At 60.3% G+C, this 2,140-nt stretch carries 2 protein-coding genes; both read left to right on the top strand.

Going from position 1 to position 2,140, the window contains the following annotated elements; genetic code table 11:
• Window positions 1–361 precede the first annotated feature (361 nt).
• The gene (locus B7R24_RS16980; protein ID WP_116420205.1) at window positions 362–1,327 is read left to right on the top strand and encodes an acetylxylan esterase; all 966 of its coding nucleotides are present in this window, start codon (window positions 362–364) and stop codon (window positions 1,325–1,327) included.
• A gap of 349 nt (window positions 1,328–1,676) precedes the next feature.
• A complete protein-coding gene (locus tag B7R24_RS16985) occupies window positions 1,677–1,997 on the top strand; it encodes a hypothetical protein (protein WP_116420206.1) in 321 nt (106 codons plus the stop codon).
• The last annotated feature ends 143 nt before the right edge of the window (window positions 1,998–2,140 follow it).

The following is a 2,140-nucleotide window of genomic DNA, read 5'->3' on the forward strand; positions in this document are numbered from 1 at the left end:
GCGCGAGCAGAAACACACAGTGGAACACCCAAGGCAGCGAGGCCCACAGCTCCGCCGCGCCCACCCAGCACCACCAGCTCAAACAGGGACAGACAGCCCCTCACCCTAGAACATCGGTGGATTCAGGCTAAACAAGAGTCGGTATATGGTCGAGACCTGCACGCCGCCGCACGAGTCAGTTGGGACACCCAGCAACACGTCGACGTGCAAACAATTCATGCCCGAGACCTCCGCTGATCCTCGACGATTCGGATTCCTTCGATGAGGCGAACCAACCAGAAGCCAGAAGCATGAAAAACTTCTCTTGCCCCGAGGCATTCAGGCTCGACCTCGCTAACCGGCAGTACCGCTGAAAGGTCCCATGTCCAGATTTGATTTCGGAATCGACCGGCTCCGCAGCTATCGGCCAACATTGTCCATACCGACAGACTTCGACGCCTTCTGGTCGGACACTCTGGCCGAGTCACGATCCGTAGCCCGTCCTGTCATCGCAACTCCCTACGAGTCTTTCCTCCCCAACTTCGAAGTCCTCGACGTTGAATTTTCTGGATTTGGCGGGCACCCCGTGAAGGCGTGGTTCCTCGCACCGGCCGGAGCGATAGAGCCGCTGCCAACGGTCATCGAATACAACGGCTACGGAGGAGGGCGAGGTCTCCCCCACGAGCGTCTTACGTGGGCGGCCGCGGGCTACGCCTACCTCCTCATGGACACCCGGGGGCAAGGAAGCTCTTGGGGTTCCGGCGGCAGCACCCCTGATCCGGTCGGTTCCGGACCGGCCACTCCCGGATTCATGACACGAGGAATCGAGAACCATTATTCCTACTACTACCGCCGAGTCATCACCGACGCAGTGCTCGCCGTCGACGCCGTCCTACAACTCGCCAGCGTCGACCCGCACCGGCTCGCTGTAACCGGAGGCAGTCAGGGCGGTGGGCTCGCCCTCGCAGTGGCAGGCCTGCGCGAGGATCTTCGCGCAGTGATGCCCGACGTGCCGTTCCTGTGCCACTTCGAACGGGCAGTCGGCCTCACGGACTCTGACCCCTACAACGAAATCGTCCGCTACCTGTCGGTTCATCGAGACCTGACAGAGCAGACATTTAACACCTTGTCTTATTTCGACGGCGTCAACTTCGCAGCGCGGTCACACCCACCCGCCCTTTTCTCGGTCGGACTAATGGATCCGGTCTGTGCTCCATCGACAGTGTTCGCCGCTCACAACAATTACGCGGGCGAATCTGCCATCGAGATCTACCCCTTCAACGAACATGAGGGAGGCCAAGGACAGCACTGGAGAAAACAGGCTCGTTGGCTTGCCACCCACCTGTAAAGACTAGATTCAAACACTCATTGCACCACCAGAATCTTGATCCTCTCACCTGGGTGGCGTATCCGCGCCGGCCCCGTGGTCGACGGTTCAAAATGGGGTCCCGAGAGGCTCGATTGAATGCACACCTTTCCGGCGAAGCGATAGTTCGTTGTGCGAAGTCTTCCCCAGCGCATTGAGGAGGCCTCGGGTTGCTGCTGCAGTCGCCCCACCAGCTCAGCCCTTGGTTCTCGTCAGCGAACGCACCCCCACGCTCTATACCGGCGCGGGGCAGTCGCGGATCAAGGTGAATCCGGGGGTCTGAACGATCTTCGGTGTAGCTCCTGACAATGGAGGAACCGTAATAACCGCAGTGAAGACGACCGTGGAAGACGAAGCCGTCGCGACGGTAAAGCATGACGTGGTGGACGGCCAGCTGGTGGAGCAGCTCATCGGGCGTACCCGGGAGCAGGTGTTGACTCTGACTGGGCCGGGATGGCCTGCAGGGTCAGCTGACGAAATGGTGCTCGAATCGGCGTCGGAGGGCGAGCTCATAGGTCACCTCGGCTACGGCAAGCATGAACGTGCCGGAGACGTTTCAATGGCCCGAAACGGGATTCGAACGAAGACGGTCCTGACCTCTATTAGAGGTCAAGTCCCCGGTGGTGGTGTAGCGGTGGTTCCTTCGGTTTGAGGGTTTAGGCGCTGAGTGAGTATTGGCGCTCGTGGGGGCCATCGTTATTGACTTTGGGGGCCATCGGCCGATCTGGCCAGTGGCGTGTTCGGGGGCCACCGAATATTGCTGTTGGGGGCCATCTGCTTAGCTCCTCCTGCCGC

Origin of the sequence: Subtercola boreus, from assembly GCF_003399645.1 — a bacterium.
Lineage (GTDB): Bacteria > Actinomycetota > Actinomycetes > Actinomycetales > Microbacteriaceae > Subtercola > Subtercola boreus_A.